The organism is Mycoplasma sp. HS2188, from assembly GCF_025209835.1.
Taxonomy (GTDB): Bacteria; Bacillota_I; Bacilli_A; order Mycoplasmatales; family Metamycoplasmataceae; genus Mycoplasmopsis.
Window position 1 is genome coordinate 1 of record NZ_JAOAOI010000078.1, and the last position, 530, is coordinate 530.

The 530-nt window shown below is 27.9% G+C and carries 1 pseudogene; it reads left to right on the forward strand.

The annotated features are described in order from the left end of the window. A pseudogene (locus N1F73_RS04025) lies at positions 1–530 on the forward strand (integrative conjugal element protein); the annotation flags it as partial.

Consider the following 530-nt stretch of genomic DNA (forward strand, 5'->3'; position numbering starts at 1 on the left):
TTTTAGAATCGCCAGAAGGCTTAAAAAACGCTGAATTACATTAGGTGGTGAGTTTGAGTTAAATATTACAATGTATGAGTTTAGTGATAAAGGTGTGATGAAAAGAGAATTATATTATCACGATAAAGTTTTAAAAAACTTAGCCATTTGTAAATATGATTTTGAGTTAGTGAAAGCTTGCATATTAGCAGACCTTAATAATACAAAATTACCAACTGAAGTAGTGGCAAAACAACCATCAAAACAACATCTGTTTTATCTTAAAAAACGCTTTAAAATTGACGAACAAATTAGGGCAAAAAATAAACTAGAAATTAGTAAAAATGAAGCTATTTTAGCGGGTCAAAAAAATAGCAAAATTCATTTAGAAATTGATGATTTATTCATCAATTTTCAAGGTCTCAAATATGGCGAAAAATTAAGGTGTCGTGAAGCTATTATTCATAGTAATTTTATAGGTGGAAATAGGTCTAATAAAAGGAAGAAAAATAGGTCAGCTATTTGCTTATTTTTCTTAAAAAAACTTAGTG